The 1,009-nt window shown below is 44.3% G+C and carries 1 pseudogene; it reads right to left on the bottom strand.

Going from position 1 to position 1,009, the window contains the following annotated elements:
- Window positions 1–1,009, bottom strand: a pseudogene (locus HT699_RS11455) (FIVAR domain-containing protein); the annotation flags it as partial.

Below are 1,009 nucleotides of genomic sequence, written 5' to 3'. Positions count from 1 at the left end.
GGTCTGCTACTGGCGTTACCTCTACCTTAGATTTCTCTACGGTTTCTGTCGATGGAATTTCTTTAGTTGTTCCATCTGGTAATGTGACAGTTACGTCTCCATTGTCTTTTACAACTACGTTGGTGGCTGTTGGGTTAGCTTTCGAAACGGCTTCTTTAACTTTGGCTTTTTCGGCTTCTGTTAAATGCGCTGGGTCTGCTACTGGCGTTACTACCAGAGCTGTCTTGTCTGCTTTGTCGACTAACTGCTCTTTCGCTTTGTCTAACTTACCTTGCGCTTCTGTTACTTTTTCTTGCGCTTCTTGAACTTCAGCTGCTGTCGCATTGTCACCTTTAGCTAATACTGCTTTGGCTGCTTCCTTCGCTGTTGCAACATCTGCTTCTGCTTCTTTCTTAGCGGCTTCGTATGCTTGAATACTTTCTGGTGTCTTACCTTCTGTACTTACAGCTTCATCTAACTTCGCTTTATCCTCAGTTAGTTTATTTTTCGCTGTAGTTGTCGCTGCGGTTGTTACGGCATCTTCTGCCGCTTTCAAGGCTGCTTTGGCTGCGTTTACTTTCGCTAGCTCTGCTTGTACAGCTTCTGGTGTCGCATTGTCGTCCGCTATTACTTTTTTCGCTGCTTCCACTGCTTTATCCGCCGCTTCTTTTGCTTTAGTATATGCGTCAACTTTGCTTTGTGGCTTGTCATCTGTAGTTGGTTGACTTGCTACTTCGCTTGCTAAGTCGTTATTCGCTTGCGTTAGAGCTATCTGGTCTGCTTTGTCGACTAACTGCTCTTTCGCTTTGTCTAACTTACCTTGCGCTTCTGTTACTTTTTCTTGCGCTTCTTGAATTTCAGCTGCTGTCGCATTGTCACCTTTAGCTAATACTGCTTTGGCTGCTTCCTTCGCTGTTGCAACATCTGCTTCTGCTTCTTTCTTAGCGGCTTCGTATGCTTGAATACTTTCTGGTGTCTTACCTTCTGTACTTACAGCTTCATCTAACTTCGATTTATCCTCAGTTAGTTT

Origin of the sequence: Streptococcus sp. 1055 (genome assembly GCF_013276815.1) — a bacterium.
Classification (GTDB): Bacteria; Bacillota; Bacilli; order Lactobacillales; family Streptococcaceae; genus Streptococcus; species Streptococcus pseudopneumoniae.
Note: the sequence above shows the minus strand (reverse complement) of the source record. Positions and strands in the feature narration are given on the sequence as shown.